Origin of the sequence: Klebsiella sp. K5-306, from assembly GCF_051835185.1 — a bacterium.
Taxonomy (GTDB): domain Bacteria; phylum Pseudomonadota; class Gammaproteobacteria; order Enterobacterales; family Enterobacteriaceae; genus Klebsiella; species Klebsiella oxytoca.
Genome location: NZ_JAIFJY010000011.1, coordinates 108,664 through 129,322, shown reverse-complemented (window position 1 = coordinate 129,322; position 20,659 = coordinate 108,664). Strand labels below are relative to the sequence as shown.

The following is a 20,659-nucleotide window of genomic DNA, read 5'->3' as shown; positions in this document are numbered from 1 at the left end:
TCTGCGCCAGCGCTATCCCCCCATCCCGCTAATGGCGTCGCCCAGATGAAAAATGGGTAAATACATCGCGACTACCAGTACGCCGACAATCGTTCCGGTAACGACCAGCATCATCGGTTCCAGTAAGGTGGCCAGGTTATCCGCCTGCTGTTGCGTCTGCTCACTGTGATGGCGAGCCAGATTTTCCAGCATGGTATCCAGCGAACCCGAAGCTTCACCGGTACGTATCAGTTGCAAACAGAGCGGCGTGAATCCTCCGCTGTCAGTGAGCGCCTGCCAGATGGGCGCGCCGTGAGTGATTTGCCGGGAAACCTGCTGCAGCCTTTGTCGCCATAGCGGACAGCTCAGGGTTTCTTCCACGCTTTGCAGGCCCTGCAGAAAGCTGATACCGGCGCTTTGCGTCAATGCGAGTACGGTAAATATCTGGCTAAGCCGCTGACCGCACAGCAGTTTGCCAAACACCGGCAGCTTATGGAGAACTTTCTGACGATACAGCAGCCAGTCGGGCCTCTGGCAAATCAGTCGGTTGAGTATCGCAGGTAAAACGAGCAGCGCAGCGAGCAATGGCCAATAGTGAGTTAACCCTTCGCCAATGCCCATGACCGCGCGGGTCAGCAGCGGTAGCGGGGTATTGAAGGTTTGATAAATGGCAGCAAACTCTGGCAAAACAAAGCACAGCATTCCCATCACCACCAGTAGCGCCAGGGACAAAATAATCAGAGGATAGCGCAGGGCCTTTTTGACTTTTTCACTAAGCAGTCGCTGTTCTCGCTGCTGATGAGCTAACTGCGCGCAGCATAGCTCCAGTTTACCGGTAAGTTCTCCGGTGCGGATCATTGCCAGATAGAGCGGAGGAAAAGCTTCGGGCCATTTTTCAAGGGAGCCTGAAAGCGAAATGCCTTGCGCCAGATCCTCAGCCAGGGTTTGCAGCAATGCCTGCCACTGCGCGTTAGGCTGCTGCTGCGCCAGCAGTCCAAGCCCCTCAGCAAGGGGAAGACCGGCCTGGAGAAGGGCGGCCAGCTGGCGAATAACCTCACCGCTGTAGCGTGGATGCCAGAGGGACTTTTGCACACTACAGCGGCGCAGCGTAAGCGGGATGATTCGCTCTCGCTCCAGGCTTTGCAATGCCTCAGGGCGATTATCCTGCCAGAGCGTTCCCTGGCAGGGCATCCCCTGACCATCGATACCGTGCCAGCGCCAGAGTCGTTTAGTCGCCATGCGGGATCCCTAAAACGCGTACCACTTCTTCCAGACTTGTCATCCCACGCTCTACAGCCAGACAGCCGCTTTCAAACAGCGTCATCATGCCGGATTCCCGCGCCAGCGTTTCGATTTCCTCAGCGCTAAGGCCCTGGGTAATCCCCTGCCGCAGTGCGGTATTAACCGGCAGCAGTTCGAAGAGTGCCAGGCGACCGTAGTAGCCGTGATAGCAGTGCTGGCAGCCCGGAGCCTGCCACTGAGGAAGCGATCGCGGCCACAGGCTATGCGGGACGTTGGTCGAACTGCCGGTTTCACGGCGGCAGTGCGGGCACAGTTTCCGTACCAGGCGTTGAGCGACAACCAGCGAGAGCGCGGATGAGACCATCCAGCGCGCAACGCCCATCTGCTGCAGGCGAACCAGCGTTTCACACGTTGAATTGGTGTGCAATGTTGAGAGTACCAGATGCCCGGTTTGCGCTGCTTTTATCGCAATTTCCGCGGTTTCAGCATCGCGTATCTCTCCCACCATAACGATATCGGGATCCTGACGTAGCAGGGCGCGCAGTACGCTGTGAAAAGTGAGCCCCGCGCGTGGGTTAATCTGCGTTTGATTCATTCCCACGATGGGGATCTCCAGCGGATCTTCCACGCTACAGATGTTGACCTCATCACGATTTCGCGCCTGCAGCGCGCTATAAAGAGTGACGGTTTTTCCGCTTCCCGTCGGACCGGTGACCAGTATCAGTCCCTGAGGTTGGTTAAGCGCCGAGCGAAAGGCGGCAAGCTGTTGTGAAGAGAGCCCCAGCGCTTCGAGGTCCAGCGTCTGCTCGACCTGGTGTAACAGGCGCAGAACGATTTTTTCTCCTCCACGGCAGGGAAGCGTAGCGATCCGAAACGAGATCGGACGATCTGAGAGCGTAAGGGTGAACTGGCCGTCCTGCGGCGTTCGATGTTCGGCAATATCCAGATTGCCGAGCACCTTAAGCCGGGCGGTAATAGGTGCGGCAAGTTCCGGGGCCAGCGGCGTCAGAGAATGTAGTACGCCATCTACCCGCAGGCGAATTCTCAGTTGCTGTTCGCCTGGTTCGATATGAATATCCGATGCGCGCTGGCGTAGAGCTTGTTCCAGAAGATTATTGACCTGTTCAACGATGCTGGCTGAAGCTTCGACAGGCGGGGCAAGCGTTGCTATTCCCGGTTCCTGCAGCCGCTTGTCCATCCGATCCTGGCTCCAGCATTCGATATCAATCCTTTTCTGAGTCGCAAAACGTAGCGCCTCCAGCAGCTCCGGGGCAGGGGCATCAACCACGGCGATAGCGATAGTGTGTTCATTGCTGTCAAGCAGCAAGGCGTGATAGCGCTGGCAGAGAGGTATTAATTGTTCAGTTTTCATTGCTGCGGCCTCAGTTAAAACGGAACACGTCTTCACAGGCCTGCTTGAGTGCGCTATCACCGGTAATATTGCACACGCGCTGCCAGCCGGTAATGCCGTTAGCGTTATCCCAGTTCGGCGTCATCGTGACGCTTAAGCCATTGAGACTTTCCTGTCCGGTGAGCGTGACAACGCCTGCCGCCACGGTCATGGCCGAGACATAGCGAGTAGTCGCGGGCGAAGGGATACCGTTGCTGCCGCCATCGCAGGTGGTTATGCCGCCGTGCTCAAGCGCGCAAAGCTCAATGGCGGTGCGGAAAGGGACGAAGGTTTGCAGCATATCGGTAAGTGCTGCTTTTCGTAGGTAGTTCTGATAAGCCGGAATGCCGATTGCGCTGAGTATCGCGATGATTCCGATGACCACCATCAGTTCGATTAAAGTAAAACCACGTTGTTTGTCCATAAGTTGCTCCTTGTTATCCTCGGGAGCACTTTGCCGGGCTTTATTCTGCGATACGAGCAGCGGATCGCGCCTAAGGAAGCAGGCTTCCAGGCTTTTTTTGCGGGTTGCAGCGAGAGATTACTGGCGTGCGAGTCGGTTCGCAAAAGTGCGCCCCGGCATGAAGTGCAAACCGGGGCGAGGGAATTAGCGGAAACGCATAGAGAGATCAAGAGCGCGGACGTGCTTGGTCAATGCGCCTACGGAAATGTAATCGACGCCGGTTTCAGCGAATTCACGAATGGTGTCGAATGTGACGTTGCCGGAGACTTCCAGCGCTGCCTGGCCATTGGTGAGTTTGACCGCCTCGCGCATCATATCGGTAGTGAAGTTATCGAGCATAATAATGTCGGCACCGGCTTTCAGCGCTTCATCCAGCTCTTCAAGGTTTTCAACTTCGACTTCTACCGGAACATCCGGGTGCAGCCAGAACGCTTTTTCTACCGCCTGCCGTACCGAGCCGGAAGCGATAATATGGTTCTCTTTAATCAGAAAGGCATCGGAGAGACCCAGACGATGGTTGGCGCCGCCGCCGCAAAGAACGGCATATTTTAGCGCCGTGCGCAGTCCAGGCAGCGTTTTGCGTGTATCGAGCAGCTGAGTTTTAGTGCCGGCCAGTAGGTCGACATAGCGACGAACTTCGCTTGCCACCCCGGAGAGTGTCTGCACGAAATTAAGCGCGGTACGTTCGCCGGTAAGCAAAATACGCGAAGGGCCTTCCAGCTCGAACAGCGGCTGGTTGGCTTTTACCGCATCGCCATCGGCAACATGCCAGGTGAAGTTAACATCATCGCCCGCAAGCTGAATAAAGACCTCTTCCACCCAGCGTTTACCACAAAATACGCCGTCTTCACGGGTGATCACTACCGCGTGCGAGCGTGCGTCCTGCGGCAATAATTGGGCGCTAATGTCATTATTGGCATCCACTTCGCCGCCTAAATCTTCCCGCAGGGATTGGGCCACGGCATCGGTAATATCAAGATTAATACGCTCCAGCAGCGCGTCACGGCGGCGGTCGGGATTGTAGCGACGAGGCGTCATGAGAAAGCTCCAGATAGATAAGATTCAGAAGTGGGAAACATGCTAACCTGAACGACGTTTCCGTACCACATCCGCTTCATTTCGCCGGTGGTTTTCAGCGTGGAGTTTTTGGTGTTAGCCAACTGAAGAAGAGCGCAAATGATGCCGGGGATGCGATGGCCACGGTGCCGCGAATGCATAAGCTAGTAATAAGGAGATCAACATGCAGTTGAACGGGGGATGGCTGGTAGAAGCGCGTCGGGTTCCTTCGCCGCACTACGATAGCCGCCCGGATAATGAAACCCCTTCGTTGCTGGTGGTGCATAATATTAGCCTGCCGCCAGGTGAGTTTGGCGGGCCATGGATTGATGCCCTGTTCAGCGGGACGCTCGATCCGAATGCGCACCCTTTTTTTGCTGAAATAGCTCATCTTCGCGTTTCGGCACACTGTCTGATTCGCCGCGATGGTGAAATCGTGCAGTATGTCCCTTTTGATAAGCGTGCCTGGCACGCGGGCGTTTCCAGCTACCGCGGCCGAGAACGTTGCAACGATTTTTCCATCGGCATTGAGCTGGAAGGGACCGATACGCTGGCCTATACCGACGCGCAGTATCAGCAACTGGTTGCGGTTACCCGTCAGCTTATCTTGCTTTATCCGGCGATAGCTGACCATATCACCGGCCATTGCGATATTGCGCCCGTGCGTAAAACGGATCCCGGTCCGGCCTTTGACTGGGCTAAATTTCGCAGTTTGTTAACCCCGTCGTCAGAATAAGGAGATGCCATGACGTTGTTCACTACGCTGTTAGTACTTATAGCCGAGCGTTTGTTTAAGCTTGGCGAGCACTGGCAGCTCGATCACCGGCTGGAAGTGCTGTTTCGCCGGGTTAAGCATTATTCCCTGCTGACCACCGTACTGATGACGGCAGCGGCGGCGGTGGTCGTGTATGTTATTCAGCGCCTGCTGCAAGGGCAGCTGTTTAACGTTCCTTTGCTGGTGTTCTGGATCCTGCTTGGTTTGCTGTGTATTGGCGCAGGTAAAGTGCGTTTGCACTATCACGCCTATCTGAAAGCCGCGGCGCGCGACGATAGCCGCGCCTGCGATGCGATGGCCAGCGAGCTCACCCTGATCCACGGCGTGCCGCCCGGCTGCGACCAGCGTGAATATCTGAGCGAGCTGCAAAACGCGCTGCTGTGGATTAACTACCGCTACTATCTCGCTCCGCTGTTCTGGTTCGTTGTCGGCGGACCGTGGGGGCCGCTAACTCTGGTTGCCTATTGTACGCTGCGGGCCTGGCAGACCTGGCTGGCGCGTTATCAGACGCCGCGTCATCGCTTACAGTCGGGGATTGACGGCATTTTGCACGTAGTCGACTGGGTTCCGGTACGTCTGGTCGGCGTGGTCTACGCGCTGATTGGACACGGGGAAAAGGCTTTGCCTGCGTGGTTTGCTTCGCTGGGCGACCGCCACTCTTCGCAGTATCAGGTGCTGACGCGCCTGGCGCAGTATTCGCTGGCGCGCGAGCCGCATGTGGATAAAGTGGCAACGCCGAAGGCGGCGGTCTCAATGGCGAAAAAAACATCGCTGGTGGTGGTCGTGATTATGGCGCTGCTGACGATTTACGGTACGCTGATTTAAGCACCTGCCCGCTGGCGGGCAGGTTCCGCTTTTAATTCGTCTCTGCTGCCGGGATGCCAAAATCAGGCATCCCGTTTTCTTGCCAGCGAATCAGCTTCAGGCGCGTATGGCGATTCGGATCGTACAGCGGGTCGCCTTCGATTTCGGTGTAGTTGCGCGCATGGTACACCAGCACATCTTCTCCCTCCGGCGTTTGCGTAAAGCTATTGTGGCCGGGCCCATACTGACGATTCTCATAGCTGGTACGAAATACCGGCTGCGGCGCTTTATGCCAGTTTTCCGGGCGGAGAGGGTCGGCGCTGACGTCTATCCACAGTAGGCCCATGCAGTAGTTTTCGTCGGTGGCGCTGGCGGAATAGCTGACGAACAGCTTGTCGCCATGGAACAGTACCGCCGGGCCTTCGTTCACCAGAAAACCTCGGCACTCCCAGTCGAACTCGGGTTGACTCAGCATGACCGGCTGACCTTTTAGCGTCCACGGATTTTCCAGTTCAGCCAGATAGAGGTTGGTATTGCCTTTAATTTCAGGATCTTTTTGCGCCCATAGATACCACTGCTTACCCTGATGGCGGAAAGTCGTGGCATCCAGCGCAAAGGTATCAAGCGGCGTTTTAATCTGGCCTTTTTCCTGCCATTTACCGGTTAACGGGTCGCTGTCCGCGCATTCCAGCGCGAACATGCGGTGCTGGAACATACCCAGCGCATCCAGATCGTGCGTGTGGCTGGCGGCAAAGTAGATATACCATTTGCCGTTAATTTTATGCAGCTCCGGGGCCCATATGAGCTGGCTCATTGGGCCGTTGTCCGGCTTACGCCAGACGACCACCGGCTGCGCGTCGCGCAAGCCTTCAAGGGTGGCTGAGCGTCGGATTTCCAGACGGTCATACTCCGGTACCGAGGCGATAAAGTAGTAGCTATCCTGATGGCGCAGAATATAAGGGTCCGCGCGTTGTTCAATAAATGGGTTCGGCCAGTTTTTCATTATGCTTTCCTTACATGTTCGCCGGTTTTCAGTTCCTGATAGTCGTTGAGCTCGCTGTAGTTAATCCGACGTTTTTCGAGGTCGGACTGAATTTGCCGCATAAATTCGCGGTTTACCTTCAGCATACGCACCACGCCGGCGGTAATCAGATAGCCGACGCCGGGGATAATGCTGAACAGCAATACGATACCGTTAATCGCGGAAGCGCTTTGCTGCTTCGCGCCGGCATCGTAACCGTACCAGGAGAGCAAGAAGCCAACCATCGCGCCGGCGATGGCCAGGCCGACTTTCAGGAAGAACAGATTGCCGGAGAAGCTGATGCCGGTGATGCGCTTACCGGTCTTCCATTCGCCGTAGTCATCAACGTCGGCCATCAGCGACCAGTGCAGCGGCGACGGGATCTGGTGCAGAATGTTCAGCAGGAAGTAGAGCACCATAATCATCATGGTGGCGTGCGGGTCGAAGAAATAGAACGCGCAGGAGAAAATCGCCAGGACGATATTGGTCCAGAAAAACACCTGCAGTTTGCACCAGCGGTCGGTCAGGACTTTAGCCAGCATACTGCCGATCATCATTCCGACAACCCCGAGGCTGATAAACAGCGTGGCGAAGTGGGTGCTTTGCTGCATAACCCAGGTGACGTAGTACATAGTCGCAGCCATACGGATAAAGCCCGGACAGACGTTGCACAGCGTTAACAGCAGGATGCGAACCCACTGGTCGTTTTTCCAGACGTCTTTTAGATCTTTTTTCAGCTCGTCGTTGGTCTGGACTGCGGGTTTTACGCGTTCACGGACGGTGGCGAAGCAGAACAAGAACATGCACATACCGATAATCGCCAGCACGGTCATCGCCATCTGGTAGCCTTTGGCTTTATCCTCGCCGCCGAACCAGTCCGCCATCGGCAGCAGCGTCAGGGAGAGTAACAGGGTAGCGATGCCGACCAATACGAAACGATATGACTGACAGGCCACGCGTTCCTGCGGGTCGTTCGTAATCACGCTACCCAATGAGCAGTAGGGGATGTTGATCGCGGTGTAGGTCAGAGAGAGCAGGAAGTAGGTGACGAAAGCATAGATAACCTTGCTATTGTACGTCCATTCCGGGGTGGTAAACATCAGGACACTGAACAGCGCGTACGGGAAGGCGATCCACAGGAGCCACGGGCGAAAACGGCCATATTTGCTGCGGGTACGGTCTGCCATTGCCCCCATAATCGGGTCGGTCACGGCATCAATAACGCGTACGGAAAGCAGAAGCACCCCGACCAGCGCCGGTGCGAGACCAAAAATATCCGTATAAAAATAGTTAACAAACAACATGATGGCGCCGAAGATAATATTACATCCGGCATCGCCCATTCCGTAGCCTATTTTCTCTTTAACTGAAAGCTTATTGCCATTCATAGCGACGATCTCCCCGTTGCGGTATGGAGAGGATTATTAGTCGGGTAAGAGATGATTGCGTTGCAGGATAGGGTCGACGATATGGATAAATGGGTTATGACGAGGAAAGTGTGAAGCAGATAACAATGCGCTGTGCCCGCCAGCGGCGGGCGGGCACAGATTCAGGTGATGTATGATTATGCTTTAACGGCGCTGGCGGTTTTCTGCTTGAACAGATAACCGACGCCGAGAACGGCAATCCACACCGGGATCAGATAGACGGAAATCGCCATCCCCGGAGTCATCAGCATAATAACCAGCACCCCGACCATAAATAGCAGGCAGATCCAGTTGCCTAACGGATAAAACAGCGCCGGGAAGCGGGTGACCACGCCCTGTTGCTGCTTAGCGCGGCGGAATTTAATGTGCGCCAGGCTAATCATCGCCCAGTTGATCACCAGCGCAGAAACCACCAGCGCCATCAGCAGACCAAACGCGGATTCCGGCGCGAAGTAGTTAATCAGTACGCACAGCGCGGTGACCAGCGCGGAAACGAGGATCGTATTAACCGGCACGCCGCGTTTATCGACGCTCATCAGCGCTTTTGGCGCGTTCCCCTGCTGGGCCAGACCGAACAGCATACGGCTGTTGCAGTATACGCAGCTGTTGTAAACGGAAAGCGCTGCGGTTAATACCACAATATTCAGGGCATTAGCGACGAAGGTATCGCCCAGTTCGTGGAAGATAAGGACGAACGGGCTGGTATCGGCGGTCACGCGGCTCCACGGCAGCAGAGAGAGCAGAACGGCCAGCGATCCTACATAGAAAATCAGAATGCGGTAGATAACCTGGTTGGTCGCTTTCGGGATACTTTGCTCCGGGTTATCTGCTTCTGCGGCGGTAATACCCACCAGCTCAAGGCCGCCGAAGGAGAACATAATAATCGCCATCATCATCACCAGCCCGGTGAAGCCGTGCGGCAGGAACCCGCCTTGCTCCCACAGGTTGCGTACGGTAGCCTGCGGACCGCCGTTGCCGCTGAACAACAGCCAGCCGCCGAACAGGATCATCGCCACAACGGCGACAACTTTAATGATCGCGAACCAGAACTCCATTTCGCCAAACACCTTGACGTTAGTCAGGTTGATAGCATTGATGGCGATAAAGAAAATAGCCGCAGAAACCCAGGTGGGAATTTCCGGCCACCAGAACTGAACGTATTTCCCGACCGCGGTCAGCTCGGCCATGGCCACCAGAACGTAGAGAACCCAGTAGTTCCATCCGGAAGCAAAGCCCGCAAAGCCGCCCCAGTATTTATAGGCGAAATGACTAAATGAACCGGCTACCGGCTCTTCTACCACCATCTCGCCCAGCTGACGCATGATCAGGAAGGCAATGAAACCGGCAATTGCGTAGCCCAGAATAATACCGGGACCTGCATTTTGGATGACGGATGCACTACCCAGAAACAAACCGGTACCGATAGCGCCTCCCAGCGCAATAAGCTGAATGTGGCGGTTTTTAAGGCCGCGCTTTAGCCGATCGCCATGCTGTTGACCTTCCATCATGAAACCTCGTGTGTGGTTATGGTTATTATGTTTGTATGCGTCATCCATCAGGTGACTTCTTCGCTGTCCATCCCTGCCTGATAGCATAGTCAGCGAAGTTTCACTGAGCCTGCGCCCCGTTTTGCCCCGAGTGATGTAGCGCACATATTATTGTATGTGTGTAATTATCAAATTCCGTATGTGTACTTATTTGTTTACGCAAGGCAGAGAGGGTAATTCATGAAAAGGCCTTTCGTAACATGGAGAATAGTGATAAGCGCCGCTGAATGCACCTGCTTTATGAAGGGATGATGACGAAGCGAGCAAAAAGAAACCATTTGTAAATTATGCCAGCATACTCCGCATCTACTCCTTTCTTCTCTGTTATTCATGTTAAGTGAATTTATATTCATTAAAAAAGGCGTTGAATCGGTTCAGATAGCGTAATTTTTCGTTTCCATTTAGTTAATGCTACCTCCTTGTGAGTAAACACAACATTTGTGCAAAGTTACATTTATGAAATGTTATTTCTGTAAGGTTGTTAAAACGTGCCGGGTTTAATGATTTCAATCAAAACCTGTATGGACAGAAGGTGAATACTTTGTTACTTTAGCGATACGAACTATGAATTGGTAAGACCAATTGACTCCGGGCTAATGGCAGAGACAGGGAATATGGCCTACAGCAAGATCCGCCAACCAAAACTATCCGATGTGATAGAGCAGCAGCTGGAGTTTTTAATCCTTGAGGGGACGTTGCGCCCCGGTGAAAAGCTCCCGCCTGAACGTGAACTGGCAAAACAGTTTGACGTTTCCCGACCCTCGCTACGTGAGGCTATTCAACGCCTCGAAGCTAAGGGGTTGTTGCTTCGTCGCCAGGGGGGCGGAACGTTTGTACAAAGCCGCCTGTGGCAGAGCTTCAGCGATCCGCTGGTAGAGCTACTGTCCGACCACCCTGAATCCCAATTTGATCTGCTGGAAACCCGTCACGCGCTTGAAGGCATTGCCGCATATTACGCAGCGCTGCGCAGCAATGATGAAGATCGCGAACGCATTCGCGAGCTGCATCAGGCTATCGAGCGGGCTCAGCAGTCGGGCGATCTTGATGCTGAATCCGATGCCGTCGTCCAGTATCAAATAGCCGTCACCGAAGCGGCGCACAATGTTGTGCTGCTCCATCTATTACGCTGTATGGAGCCAATGCTGGCTCAGAACGTTCGCCAGAATTTTGAATTGTTGTACGCCCGCCGGGAAATGCTCCCGCAGGTCAGCAATCATCGCACTCGAATTTTTGAGGCGATAATCGCCGGGGAGCCGGAGCAGGCGCGTGAAGCCTCGCATCGTCACCTGGCGTTCATAGAGGAAATTTTGCTGGATCGTAGCCGTGAGCAGAGCCGTCGTGAACGCTCACTGCGTCGTTTACAGCAACGAAAGGATGAGAACTCCGGTTCTTAAGCGCCATTTTTAGAGCGCGGCAACTAAACGCAGAACCTGTCTTATTGCACTTTTAGTTGTTCAAAATAATTTTGGGTGTATCGCGGCGGCAAGCGCGCGAATCCCCGGGAGCATAGTGAACTATGCGACTGGAGTGAGGTAGCGAAGCCAACAAAGAGACAGCCAGAAGCATGAAGAACAAAGAGCGCAATGGGACAGGTTCCAGATTAATCAACGATTAGATAGATAAGGAATACCCCCCATGTCAGAACGTTTACCAAATGACGTGGATCCGATCGAAACTCGCGACTGGCTACAGGCGATCGAATCGGTCATCCGTGAAGAAGGTGTTGAGCGCGCTCAGTATCTTATTGACCAACTCCTTTCTGAAGCCCGCAAAGGCGGGGTGAAAGTGGCTGCTGGCGCATCGACCGGCGGCTACGTGAACACTATTGCCGTTGAAGATGAGCCGGAATACCCGGGTAATCTGGATCTGGAACGTCGTATCCGTTCTGCGATCCGCTGGAACGCCATCATGACCGTTCTGCGCGCATCGAAAAAAGATCTCGAACTGGGCGGCCACATGGCTTCTTTCCAGTCTTCCGCAACCTTCTACGAAGTGTGCTTTAACCACTTCTTCCGCGCACGCAACGAGCAGGACGGCGGCGACCTGGTTTACTTCCAGGGCCACATCTCTCCGGGCGTCTATGCGCGTGCTTTCCTGGAAGGTCGTCTGACTGAAGAGCAGATGAACAACTTCCGTCAGGAAGTTCACGGTAAAGGTCTGTCCTCTTATCCGCACCCGAAACTGATGCCTGAATTCTGGCAGTTCCCGACCGTCTCTATGGGTCTGGGCCCAATCGGTGCGATTTATCAGGCTAAATTCCTGAAATATCTGGAACACCGCGGCCTGAAAGACACCTCTAAACAGACCGTTTACGCTTTCCTCGGCGACGGTGAGATGGACGAGCCGGAATCTAAAGGCGCGATCACCATCGCAACCCGTGAGAAGCTGGACAACCTGGTCTTCGTAATCAACTGTAACCTGCAGCGCCTCGACGGTCCGGTTACCGGTAATGGCAAGATCATTAACGAACTGGAAGGCATCTTTGGCGGTGCTGGCTGGAACGTTATCAAGGTTATCTGGGGCGGTCGCTGGGATGAGCTGCTGCGTAAAGATACCAGCGGTAAACTGATCCAGCTGATGGAAGAAACCGTTGACGGCGATTACCAGACCTTCAAATCCAAAGACGGCGCTTACGTGCGTGAGCACTTCTTCGGTAAATATCCGGAGACCGCAGCGCTGGTTGCCGACTGGACTGACGAGCAGATCTGGGCCCTGAACCGCGGCGGTCACGATCCGAAGAAAGTCTATGCTGCACTGAAAAAAGCGCAGGAAACCAAAGGCAAAGCTACCGTAATCCTTGCCCATACCATCAAAGGTTACGGCATGGGTGACACCGCCGAAGGTAAAAACATCGCTCACCAGGTTAAGAAAATGAACATGGACGGCGTACGCTACGTCCGCGATCGTTTCAATGTGCCGGTTGCCGATGCTGATATCGAAAAACTGCCGTATGTAACCTTCCCGGAAGGTTCCGAAGAGCACACTTATCTGCACGCCCAGCGTCAGAAACTGCACGGCTATCTGCCGAGCCGTCAGACCCACTTCACTGAGAAGCTGGAGCTGCCGACCCTGGAAGATTTCCGTCCGCTGCTGGAAGAGCAGAACAAAGAGATCTCGACCACTATCGCGTTCGTACGTGCCCTGAACGTGATGCTGAAGAACAAATCCATCAAAGACCGCCTCGTGCCGATCATCGCCGATGAAGCGCGTACCTTTGGTATGGAAGGTCTGTTCCGTCAGATTGGTATCTACAGCCCGAACGGCCAGCAGTACACTCCGCAGGACCGTGAGCAGGTTGCTTACTACAAAGAAGACGAAAAAGGCCAGATTCTGCAGGAAGGTATCAACGAACTGGGTGCCGGCGCCTCCTGGCTGGCTGCTGCGACTTCTTACAGCACCAACAACCTGCCGATGATCCCGTTCTACATCTACTACTCCATGTTCGGGTTCCAGCGTATCGGCGATCTGTGCTGGCAGGCTGGCGACCAGCAGGCTCGCGGCTTCCTGATCGGCGGGACTTCCGGTCGTACCACGCTGAACGGCGAAGGTCTGCAGCACGAAGATGGCCACAGCCACATTCAGTCTCTGACTATCCCGAACTGTATCTCTTACGATCCGTCTTACGCGTACGAAGTTGCGGTCATCATGCAGGATGGTCTGGAACGTATGTACGGTGAAGCGCAAGAGAACGTTTACTACTACATCACCACGCTGAACGAAAACTACCATATGCCGGCGATGCCGGAAGGCGCCGAGGAAGGTATCCGTAAAGGTATCTATAAACTCGAAACCGTTGCAGGTAGCAAAGGTAAAGTTCAGCTGCTGGGCTCCGGTTCTATCCTGCGTCACGTGCGTGAAGCAGCGCAGATCCTGGCCAACGACTACGGCGTAGGCTCTGACGTGTACAGCGTTACCTCCTTCACCGAACTGGCGCGCGATGGCCAGGACTGTGAACGCTGGAACATGCTGCACCCGCTGGAAACTCCGCGCGTTCCGTACATTGCTCAGGTGATGAACGACGCTCCGGCAGTTGCGTCTACTGACTATATGAAACTGTTCGCTGAGCAGGTTCGTACTTACGTACCGGCTGATGATTACCGCGTACTGGGTACCGACGGCTTCGGTCGCTCTGACAGCCGTGAAAACCTGCGTCACCACTTCGAAGTTGATGCTTCCTACGTGGTGGTAGCAGCGCTGGGCGAACTGGCTAAACGTGGCGAAATCGATAAGAAAGTGGTTGCGGAAGCCATCACTAAATTCAACATCGATGCAGATAAAGTTAACCCGCGTCTGGCGTAAGAGGTAAAAGAATAATGGCTATCGAAATCAAAGTACCGGACATCGGGGCTGATGAAGTTGAAATCACCGAGATTCTGGTCAAAGTTGGCGACAAAGTTGAAGCTGAACAGTCGCTGATCACCGTAGAAGGCGACAAAGCCTCTATGGAAGTCCCGTCTCCGCAGGCTGGCGTTGTTAAAGAGATTAAAGTCTCCGTCGGCGACAAAACCGAGACCGGTAAACTGATCATGATTTTCGATTCCGCCGATGGTGCAGCAGCCGCTGCACCTGCGCAGGAAGAGAAGAAAGAGGCCGCTCCGGCCGCCGCTGCGCCTGCAGCCGCGAGCGCAAAAGAAGTTCACGTACCGGATATCGGCGGTGATGAAGTTGAAGTCACTGAAATCATGGTTAAAGTGGGCGACACCATCGCCGCTGAACAGTCGCTGATCACCGTAGAAGGCGATAAAGCCTCTATGGAAGTTCCGGCGCCGTTCGCGGGTACCGTGAAAGAGATCAAGATTAACACCGGCGATAAAGTCTCAACCGGCTCCCTGATCATGATCTTCGAAGTAGCGGGCGCAGCGCCTGCCGCAGCTCCGGCAAAAGCGGAAGCCGCTCCGGCTGCTGCTGCACCGGCAGCTTCGGGTTCTAAAGAAGTTCACGTTCCGGATATCGGCGGTGATGAAGTTGAAGTCACTGAAGTGATGGTTAAAGTGGGCGATAAGATTACCGCTGAACAGTCGCTGATCACCGTAGAAGGCGATAAAGCCTCTATGGAAGTTCCGGCGCCGTTTGCGGGCACCGTGAAAGAGATCAAAATCAGCACCGGCGACAAAGTCTCAACCGGCTCCCTGATTATGGTCTTCGAAGTGGAAGGCGCAGCGCCTGCAGCGGCTCCGGCTAAGCAAGAAGCCGCTGCACCTGCGGCAGCTCCGGCTCAGGCGGCGAAACCTGCTGCAGCTCCTGCTGCTAAAGCGGAAAGCAAATCTGAGTTCGCTGAAAACGACGCGTACGTTCATGCAACGCCGCTGATTCGTCGCCTGGCGCGCGAGTTCGGCGTCAACCTGGCGAAAGTGAAAGGTACGGGTCGCAAAGGCCGTATCCTGCGCGAGGACGTTCAGGCTTACGTGAAAGAAGCGGTTAAACGCGCTGAAGCTGCGCCTGCGGCAACCGGTGGCGGTATCCCGGGCATGCTGCCGTGGCCGAAAGTGGACTTCAGCAAGTTTGGTGAAGTGGAAGAAGTTGAACTGGGTCGCATTCAGAAAATCTCTGGTGCTAACCTGAGCCGTAACTGGGTGATGATCCCGCACGTTACTCACTTCGACAAAACCGATATCACCGATCTGGAAGCGTTCCGTAAACAGCAGAACGCCGAAGCTGAGAAGCGTAAACTGGACGTGAAATTCACTCCGGTTGTCTTCATCATGAAAGCTGTTGCCGCTGCGCTTGAGCAAATGCCGCGCTTCAACAGCTCGCTCTCTGAAGATGGCCAGCGTCTGACGCTGAAGAAATACATCAACATCGGTGTGGCGGTTGATACCCCGAATGGCCTGGTGGTTCCGGTCTTTAAAGATGTGAACAAGAAGAGCGTAACCGAGCTGTCTCGTGAACTGACCGTGATTTCTAAGAAAGCGCGTGATGGTAAGCTGACCGCTGGCGAAATGCAGGGCGGTTGCTTCACTATCTCCAGCATCGGCGGCCTGGGTACTACCCACTTCGCGCCGATCGTTAACGCGCCGGAAGTGGCTATCCTCGGCGTGTCCAAGTCCGCGATGGAGCCGGTGTGGAATGGTAAAGAGTTTGTTCCGCGTCTGATGATGCCGATCTCTCTGTCCTTCGACCACCGCGTGATCGACGGTGCTGATGGTGCGCGCTTTATCACCATCATCAACAATATGCTGAGCGACATTCGCCGCCTGGTGATGTAAGCGAAAAGCCGGCCTGACGGCCGGCTTTTTTCTGGTAATCTCTTCTGCGTTTTGAAGTTACCAGCAATAAAGGACAAAATCGTTTGCCGTTTGTTGTTTCAAAATTGTTAACAATTTTGTAAAATGCTTGCGGATAGAACGTCCCGGTGGACATGGGCGTAAAAACTATAGCGTCAGACCCGCCGGATACAAATTACAGAGGTCATGATGAGTACTGAAATCAAAACTCAGGTCGTGGTACTTGGGGCAGGTCCCGCAGGTTATTCTGCTGCCTTCCGTTGCGCTGATTTAGGTCTGGAAACCGTCATCGTAGAACGTTACAGCACCCTCGGCGGTGTTTGCCTGAACGTCGGCTGTATCCCTTCTAAAGCACTGCTGCACGTTGCAAAAGTTATCGAAGAAGCGAAAGCGCTGGCCGAACACGGCATCGTTTTCGGTGAGCCGAAAACCGACATTGACAAGATTCGCACCTGGAAAGAAAAAGTCATCACTCAGCTGACCGGTGGTCTGGCTGGCATGGCCAAAGGTCGTAAAGTGAAGGTGGTTAACGGTCTGGGTAAATTTACCGGCGCTAACACCCTGGAAGTGGAAGGCGAAAACGGCAAAACCGTGATCAACTTCGACAACGCTATCATCGCGGCGGGTTCCCGTCCGATTGAACTGCCGTTCATTCCGCATGAAGATCCGCGCGTATGGGACTCCACCGATGCGCTGGAGCTGAAAACCGTACCAAAACGTCTGCTGGTTATGGGCGGCGGTATCATCGGTCTGGAAATGGGCACCGTATATCACGCGCTGGGTTCAGAGATTGACGTGGTTGAAATGTTCGACCAGGTTATCCCGGCTGCCGATAAAGACGTGGTGAAAGTCTTCACCAAGCGCATCAGCAAGAAATTCAACCTGATGCTGGAAACTAAAGTGACCGCCGTTGAAGCGAAAGAAGACGGTATCTACGTTTCCATGGAAGGCAAAAAAGCCCCGGCGGAAGCGCAGCGCTACGATGCCGTTCTGGTCGCTATCGGCCGCGTGCCGAACGGTAAAAACCTCGATGCCGGTAAAGCAGGCGTTGAAGTTGACGAGCGTGGCTTTATCCGCGTCGACAAACAGCTGCGCACTAACGTGCCGCACATCTTCGCGATCGGCGATATCGTTGGTCAGCCGATGCTGGCGCACAAAGGCGTTCACGAAGGCCACGTTGCCGCAGAAGTTATCGCCGGTATGAAGCACTACTTCGACCCGAAAGTTATCCCGTCTATCGCTTATACCGAACCAGAAGTTGCATGGGTTGGTCTGACAGAGAAAGAAGCGAAAGAGAAAGGCATCAGCTATGAAACCGCCACCTTCCCGTGGGCGGCTTCTGGCCGCGCTATCGCTTCTGACTGCGCTGACGGTATGACCAAACTGATTTTCGACAAAGAATCTCATCGCGTTATCGGCGGGGCGATTGTCGGCACCAACGGCGGCGAGCTGCTGGGTGAAATCGGTCTGGCGATTGAAATGGGCTGTGACGCTGAAGACATCGCGCTGACTATCCATGCTCACCCGACTCTGCACGAGTCCGTTGGCCTGGCTGCGGAAGTCTTTGAAGGTAGCATCACCGACCTGCCGAACGCGAAAGCGAAGAAAAAGTAAGTTTTTCTTTCAGGCAAAATGAAGAAGCGGCTCAGTGAGCCGCTTTTTTTATGCCTGATGTTTAGAACTGTGTCGCTGTTAATAAAATTGCATACCTTATTAATACTTGAAAAATAGTAACTCTATAAACTTATAGCTAATTAACTATATGTGAGGTGTGTGATGAAAAGATTTTTAACGACGACGCTGTTGGCAGCAACCTTAGTTTCGGGCATGGCCTGCGCAGCTGATGCCGTTATCCCCTGGGCTGATAACAGCGGCGGTACAGAAAGTACGCATATTGCGGCTATGGGCCAGGATTTAAATATGCAGCATCAGCAGATTACGAAGACTCGCGAAGGCGTGTGGGCGGCGAATTCCGGTAGCATCAGCGCTGACGAAGCGGCGTTGAGCAGCACTAAACCGGCTTTTGCGGGCGACCCGTCTCTGATGCCTCATCAGGGCTAACTCATCACGGCGATATGGCCCGGCGGCGTTATCGCGCGCCGGGCTTTTTTACTGATCGATGGCCTGCCAGCCATTATCAGGTGAAAACTGAGAAATGGCCTGCGCCTTGTTCGGCGTTTCTTCACCTAAATTAGTCTGATAAACGCGATCATCCTGGTTGACCATAAAGCTCATGATGCCGGTTTTCCCCCATGTCGCGGGCCATGCCAGCAGGGCGACGCCATGATTGCCCCCATCTTTGATAATACGGAAACGATAGCCATGATAGCCCTCCCCGGGTTCAACGGGGCTGAAGGCCGGCCCTAACGGGCTGGCTGCCTCTCCCGGCGCGACGGGCCAGTAGAGCCCATCCTTCTTGCCGTCGCTGCTGATAATCTTCTGCGCCCAGGCGTGGTTTAACTGATAAAAATCCTGCTGAGCGTCAACGTAAGCGTGCATAGCCTGAATGGCTGACAGTTCATTACGACCAATTGCGCGCGTGAGAATCTCATCTTCAGCCGCGGCCATATCAAAATGCCAGCCATCGTTATCTTTGATGATGGGTATCGGCAGACGCCACTCTGTCCGGCCTACCTCCAGCCAGGCGGTATTTTCCTGCAGAACGATACGGTGGCCAACCTTCCAGTCACGCTGAAAGCGAGCGACGGCGTCAGGGTCGATGCCATCCGGCGGTAAAAATTGCTGCCAGCTATCGCCGAGCAGCTCGTTGAGAGCAGATTCATCATGCCTGCCGATTGCCTCAGCCAGCGCGCTTGCGGCCTCATCAGGGGAGGAAAACTGCTGCTGAGCTAGCGCCATGCCGGGCGTCAGGGCCAGGGCCAGCAGCGTCATTTTTAATAATTTTTTCATTTGCGTATCCTCAGCGATGGCGCAGTTCACGATGGGCGGATAAGTGCTCTCTGACCGCGCTGCGCTGCTCGCTGTTTAAACCTGAGATATGACGGCTCTGCAGGCCGCGTTCCCGCTGCAACTGCCAGTCGGGAGAGCGGATGTCGTTACCGCTGAGTGCATTGACGTGGAGGTCATTTAGCTTCTGCTGGCGTTGCTCGGGCGTTGCGGTCCGCAACTGTTCGCGGCGCTGCTGCTGCCCTGTGGAAGTCTGGATTTGCGTTTTTAGCGCTTCCCGATGTTGCGGTTGTACGGCGCTATGATTAACCGCCTGCGCCTGGTCATAGCCGCGATAGTTATTGCGCTGGGTCAGCTGATGCAGCTGCTGCGATGCGGCCTGACGCTGGGCATCGCGGTAAGGCGCATGTGCGTTCGAGTGACCTGCTGCTGACGCCGGGCCGGTACGCTGCTGCAGCTGAGTCATTGCAGCCTGACGCTGTGCGTTGCGATCGACTGGCTGATGTCGGGTCGCGCTCAGCCCACCGGGAACAGTGGTCTGATGGAATTGCTGCGCAATGTTGTCGTTTGGGTACGGAATATTACCGCGCCAGGTGGGATTATGCTGCCAGCTGGCATGATTCCCCGGCAGGTTTTGCCCGGTGATATGGTTGAAATTATTCACGTTGATATGGATGTTATCGCCGTTGTGCGAGTAGCCGCCGTGATGATCATCATCGTGATGGTGATGATCGTCATCATGATGATGGTCATTGTCATCCCAGTCGATATTGCTGAATAAGGCGTAGGTGGTGGCGACGCCGAGGCTAAAACCAAAACCTTTTACAAAGCTATTGGTGAACTGCTCGCCGGGAGGCGGCGGCAGGTAGACCGGTGGATAGGCCGCGTCAGGCCAGGCGCCATAAACCACCGAGGGATTATAGGCCGGCACATACACGACATTCGGATCGGTGGATTCGATCTTAATAATCACTGGCGCCGGGGCGGAGGAGGTGACGGCGCTGCTACTGCGGGAAGCGGTGGTCATTGACGTTGACGTTGACGGAACCGCGGAGTTGGTGGCGGTAATGATTTTCTGCTGCGGCGTGGATTTTAACGTTCCGGTTTGCCGGGCAATGGCGCGTAAGCGCTGCACCGAGTCCATTACGTCCTGAGGTTGGGCAAGAAATGCGTTCCCCAGGTTTTCCACCCATGGCGGGTTTTCCCCCATTAACGCCAGCAGAGCGGGGAAGGCGACCAGCGATTTTACGCTGGGATCCCAGGGCTGATTTGCCACCGCCTGTACCGCCGAATCGCCTTTCATCGTCGGATGATCCTGCGACCACTGCACCGCCTGCACGACGTTGCCCGGATAAGTCGAAGCCATTAGCACCTGTGACAGTAGATTGTCGGGATAGAGCGCAATCGGCGCGACCCACTGATCTATCTGCGCGGGAGTTAAGGCGGTAGTCACCGGCTGAGCGGCGGCGGTTGCCTGAGCCGTCTGCGTAACGGCAGGGGGCTCGGCAGCGGTTTGCGGTTCCCGGCTTTTTACATACAGCGTACCCGCGGCGGCGAGTAGCCCGGCGCTGCAAAGCAGGGCGAGCACGTGGGGTTTGAAAGGCAGCGTCATGAGTACTCCCGACACAAAAGTTGGCCCGTTTCGATTGACTATTGTCGAACGACGGAGAAGTGTCTGAGTATTAAGGAGGGCGCATTTGCGTTTTTGATTTTTGTTGGGATTGTGGTCAGTTATGTGTAACAGAATTAATTTTATCTTCCGCTAAACTGACATAAAAACTGCAATATTCTGCCCTTAACGATTCAGCTAATTTTTAATGTTGC

16 protein-coding genes are annotated in these 20,659 nt (G+C 54.6%); 7 read left to right on the top strand and 9 right to left on the bottom strand.

The window, feature by feature from the left end; translation table 11 throughout:
• Positions 1–12: 12 nt before the first annotated feature.
• From hofC to nadC, 4 genes are all read right to left on the bottom strand, one after another.
• The gene (hofC, locus tag K2184_RS17730) at positions 13–1,218 is read right to left on the bottom strand and encodes a protein transport protein HofC (RefSeq protein ID WP_123830155.1); all 1,206 of its coding nucleotides are present in this window, start codon (positions 1,216–1,218) and stop codon (positions 13–15) included.
• Positions 1,208–2,593: a type II secretion system protein GspE gene (gspE, locus tag K2184_RS17725; protein WP_163524553.1), complete on the bottom strand. Its 1,386-nt coding sequence runs from the start codon at positions 2,591–2,593 to the stop codon at positions 1,208–1,210. The genes hofC and gspE overlap by 11 nt, the downstream gene beginning before the upstream one ends.
• A 10-nt stretch (positions 2,594–2,603) precedes the next feature.
• On the bottom strand, positions 2,604–3,035 hold the full coding sequence (ppdD, locus tag K2184_RS17720; protein WP_004108095.1) for a prepilin peptidase-dependent pilin: 432 nt from the start codon (positions 3,033–3,035) through the stop codon (positions 2,604–2,606).
• Between the two features lie 183 nt (positions 3,036–3,218).
• Positions 3,219–4,112, bottom strand: coding sequence for a carboxylating nicotinate-nucleotide diphosphorylase (gene nadC, locus K2184_RS17715; protein WP_004108093.1), 894 nt, complete (start codon positions 4,110–4,112; stop codon positions 3,219–3,221).
• A gap of 202 nt (positions 4,113–4,314) precedes the next feature.
• On the opposite strand from nadC, the gene ampD reads away from it, so the two are divergent.
• Both ampD and ampE read left to right on the top strand, forming a co-directional pair.
• Positions 4,315–4,866, top strand: coding sequence for a 1,6-anhydro-N-acetylmuramyl-L-alanine amidase AmpD (ampD, locus tag K2184_RS17710; protein WP_004108091.1), 552 nt, complete (start codon positions 4,315–4,317; stop codon positions 4,864–4,866).
• Positions 4,867–4,875: 9 nt separating this feature from the next.
• A complete protein-coding gene (gene ampE / locus K2184_RS17705; RefSeq protein WP_032728902.1) occupies positions 4,876–5,730 on the top strand; it encodes a beta-lactamase regulator AmpE in 855 nt (284 codons plus the stop codon).
• A gap of 31 nt (positions 5,731–5,761) precedes the next feature.
• Here ampE and K2184_RS17700 read toward each other — a convergent pair whose 3' ends face one another.
• From K2184_RS17700 to aroP, 3 genes are all read right to left on the bottom strand, one after another.
• On the bottom strand, positions 5,762–6,712 hold the full coding sequence (locus tag K2184_RS17700) for a glycoside hydrolase family 43 protein (RefSeq protein WP_023320329.1): 951 nt from the start codon (positions 6,710–6,712) through the stop codon (positions 5,762–5,764).
• Positions 6,712–8,118 (bottom strand): glycoside-pentoside-hexuronide (GPH):cation symporter, encoded by a 1,407-nt coding sequence (locus tag K2184_RS17695; protein ID WP_064370771.1) that lies wholly within the window; start codon positions 8,116–8,118, stop codon positions 6,712–6,714. The genes K2184_RS17700 and K2184_RS17695 overlap by 1 nt, the downstream gene beginning before the upstream one ends.
• 176 nt (positions 8,119–8,294) lie before the next feature.
• Positions 8,295–9,665, bottom strand: coding sequence for an aromatic amino acid transporter AroP (gene aroP, locus K2184_RS17690; protein WP_160886621.1), 1,371 nt, complete (start codon positions 9,663–9,665; stop codon positions 8,295–8,297).
• 653 nt (positions 9,666–10,318) lie between these two features.
• On the opposite strand from aroP, the gene pdhR reads away from it, so the two are divergent.
• The 5 genes from pdhR (at position 10,319) to K2184_RS17665 (ending at position 17,989) form a co-directional block, all read left to right on the top strand.
• On the top strand, positions 10,319–11,098 hold the full coding sequence (gene pdhR / locus K2184_RS17685) for a pyruvate dehydrogenase complex transcriptional repressor PdhR (protein ID WP_004098632.1): 780 nt from the start codon (positions 10,319–10,321) through the stop codon (positions 11,096–11,098).
• Between the two features lie 241 nt (positions 11,099–11,339).
• Positions 11,340–14,003, top strand: a complete 2,664-nt coding sequence (gene aceE, locus K2184_RS17680; protein ID WP_004108078.1) for a pyruvate dehydrogenase (acetyl-transferring), homodimeric type — start codon at positions 11,340–11,342, stop codon at positions 14,001–14,003.
• Positions 14,004–14,017: 14 nt separating this feature from the next.
• Positions 14,018–15,910, top strand: coding sequence for a pyruvate dehydrogenase complex dihydrolipoyllysine-residue acetyltransferase (gene aceF, locus K2184_RS17675; protein ID WP_163524551.1), 1,893 nt, complete (start codon positions 14,018–14,020; stop codon positions 15,908–15,910).
• A gap of 207 nt (positions 15,911–16,117) precedes the next feature.
• Positions 16,118–17,542 carry a dihydrolipoyl dehydrogenase gene (gene lpdA, locus K2184_RS17670; protein ID WP_004098637.1) on the top strand — a complete coding sequence of 475 codons (1,425 nt, stop codon included), beginning with the start codon at positions 16,118–16,120 and terminating at the stop codon, positions 17,540–17,542.
• Positions 17,543–17,704: 162 nt separating this feature from the next.
• Complete coding sequence (locus K2184_RS17665; RefSeq protein ID WP_004108075.1) at positions 17,705–17,989, top strand: hypothetical protein; 285 nt, start codon at positions 17,705–17,707, stop codon at positions 17,987–17,989.
• 48 nt (positions 17,990–18,037) lie between these two features.
• Here K2184_RS17665 and K2184_RS17660 read toward each other — a convergent pair whose 3' ends face one another.
• Together K2184_RS17660 and K2184_RS17655 are read right to left on the bottom strand one after the other, a co-directional pair.
• On the bottom strand, positions 18,038–18,838 hold the full coding sequence (locus K2184_RS17660) for a DUF2950 family protein (protein ID WP_004108074.1): 801 nt from the start codon (positions 18,836–18,838) through the stop codon (positions 18,038–18,040).
• A gap of 10 nt (positions 18,839–18,848) precedes the next feature.
• Positions 18,849–20,447 (bottom strand): DUF3300 domain-containing protein, encoded by a 1,599-nt coding sequence (locus tag K2184_RS17655; RefSeq protein WP_004108066.1) that lies wholly within the window; start codon positions 20,445–20,447, stop codon positions 18,849–18,851.
• Between the last annotated feature and the right edge of the window lie 212 nt (positions 20,448–20,659).

What these genes read in the sequence shown, in the direction of transcription:
- ppdD (WP_004108095.1), bottom strand. Translation starts at nt 3,035, where the DNA reads ATGGACAAACAACGTGGTTTTACTTTAATCGAACTGATGGTGGTCATC.
- ampD (WP_004108091.1), top strand. Translation starts at nt 4,315, where the DNA reads ATGCAGTTGAACGGGGGATGGCTGGTAGAAGCGCGTCGGGTTCCTTCG.
- lpdA (WP_004098637.1), top strand. Translation starts at nt 16,118, where the DNA reads ATGAGTACTGAAATCAAAACTCAGGTCGTGGTACTTGGGGCAGGTCCC.
- K2184_RS17695 (WP_064370771.1), bottom strand. Translation starts at nt 8,118, where the DNA reads ATGAATGGCAATAAGCTTTCAGTTAAAGAGAAAATAGGCTACGGAATG.
- K2184_RS17665 (WP_004108075.1), top strand. Translation starts at nt 17,705, where the DNA reads ATGAAAAGATTTTTAACGACGACGCTGTTGGCAGCAACCTTAGTTTCG.
- aceF (WP_163524551.1), top strand. Translation starts at nt 14,018, where the DNA reads ATGGCTATCGAAATCAAAGTACCGGACATCGGGGCTGATGAAGTTGAA.
- gspE (WP_163524553.1), bottom strand. Translation starts at nt 2,593, where the DNA reads ATGAAAACTGAACAATTAATACCTCTCTGCCAGCGCTATCACGCCTTG.
- K2184_RS17700 (WP_023320329.1), bottom strand. Translation starts at nt 6,712, where the DNA reads ATGAAAAACTGGCCGAACCCATTTATTGAACAACGCGCGGACCCTTAT.
- pdhR (WP_004098632.1), top strand. Translation starts at nt 10,319, where the DNA reads ATGGCCTACAGCAAGATCCGCCAACCAAAACTATCCGATGTGATAGAG.
- aceE (WP_004108078.1), top strand. Translation starts at nt 11,340, where the DNA reads ATGTCAGAACGTTTACCAAATGACGTGGATCCGATCGAAACTCGCGAC.
- K2184_RS17660 (WP_004108074.1), bottom strand. Translation starts at nt 18,838, where the DNA reads ATGAAAAAATTATTAAAAATGACGCTGCTGGCCCTGGCCCTGACGCCC.
- nadC (WP_004108093.1), bottom strand. Translation starts at nt 4,112, where the DNA reads ATGACGCCTCGTCGCTACAATCCCGACCGCCGCCGTGACGCGCTGCTG.
- aroP (WP_160886621.1), bottom strand. Translation starts at nt 9,665, where the DNA reads ATGATGGAAGGTCAACAGCATGGCGATCGGCTAAAGCGCGGCCTTAAA.
- hofC (WP_123830155.1), bottom strand. Translation starts at nt 1,218, where the DNA reads ATGGCGACTAAACGACTCTGGCGCTGGCACGGTATCGATGGTCAGGGG.
- K2184_RS17655 (WP_004108066.1), bottom strand. Translation starts at nt 20,447, where the DNA reads ATGACGCTGCCTTTCAAACCCCACGTGCTCGCCCTGCTTTGCAGCGCC.
- ampE (WP_032728902.1), top strand. Translation starts at nt 4,876, where the DNA reads ATGACGTTGTTCACTACGCTGTTAGTACTTATAGCCGAGCGTTTGTTT.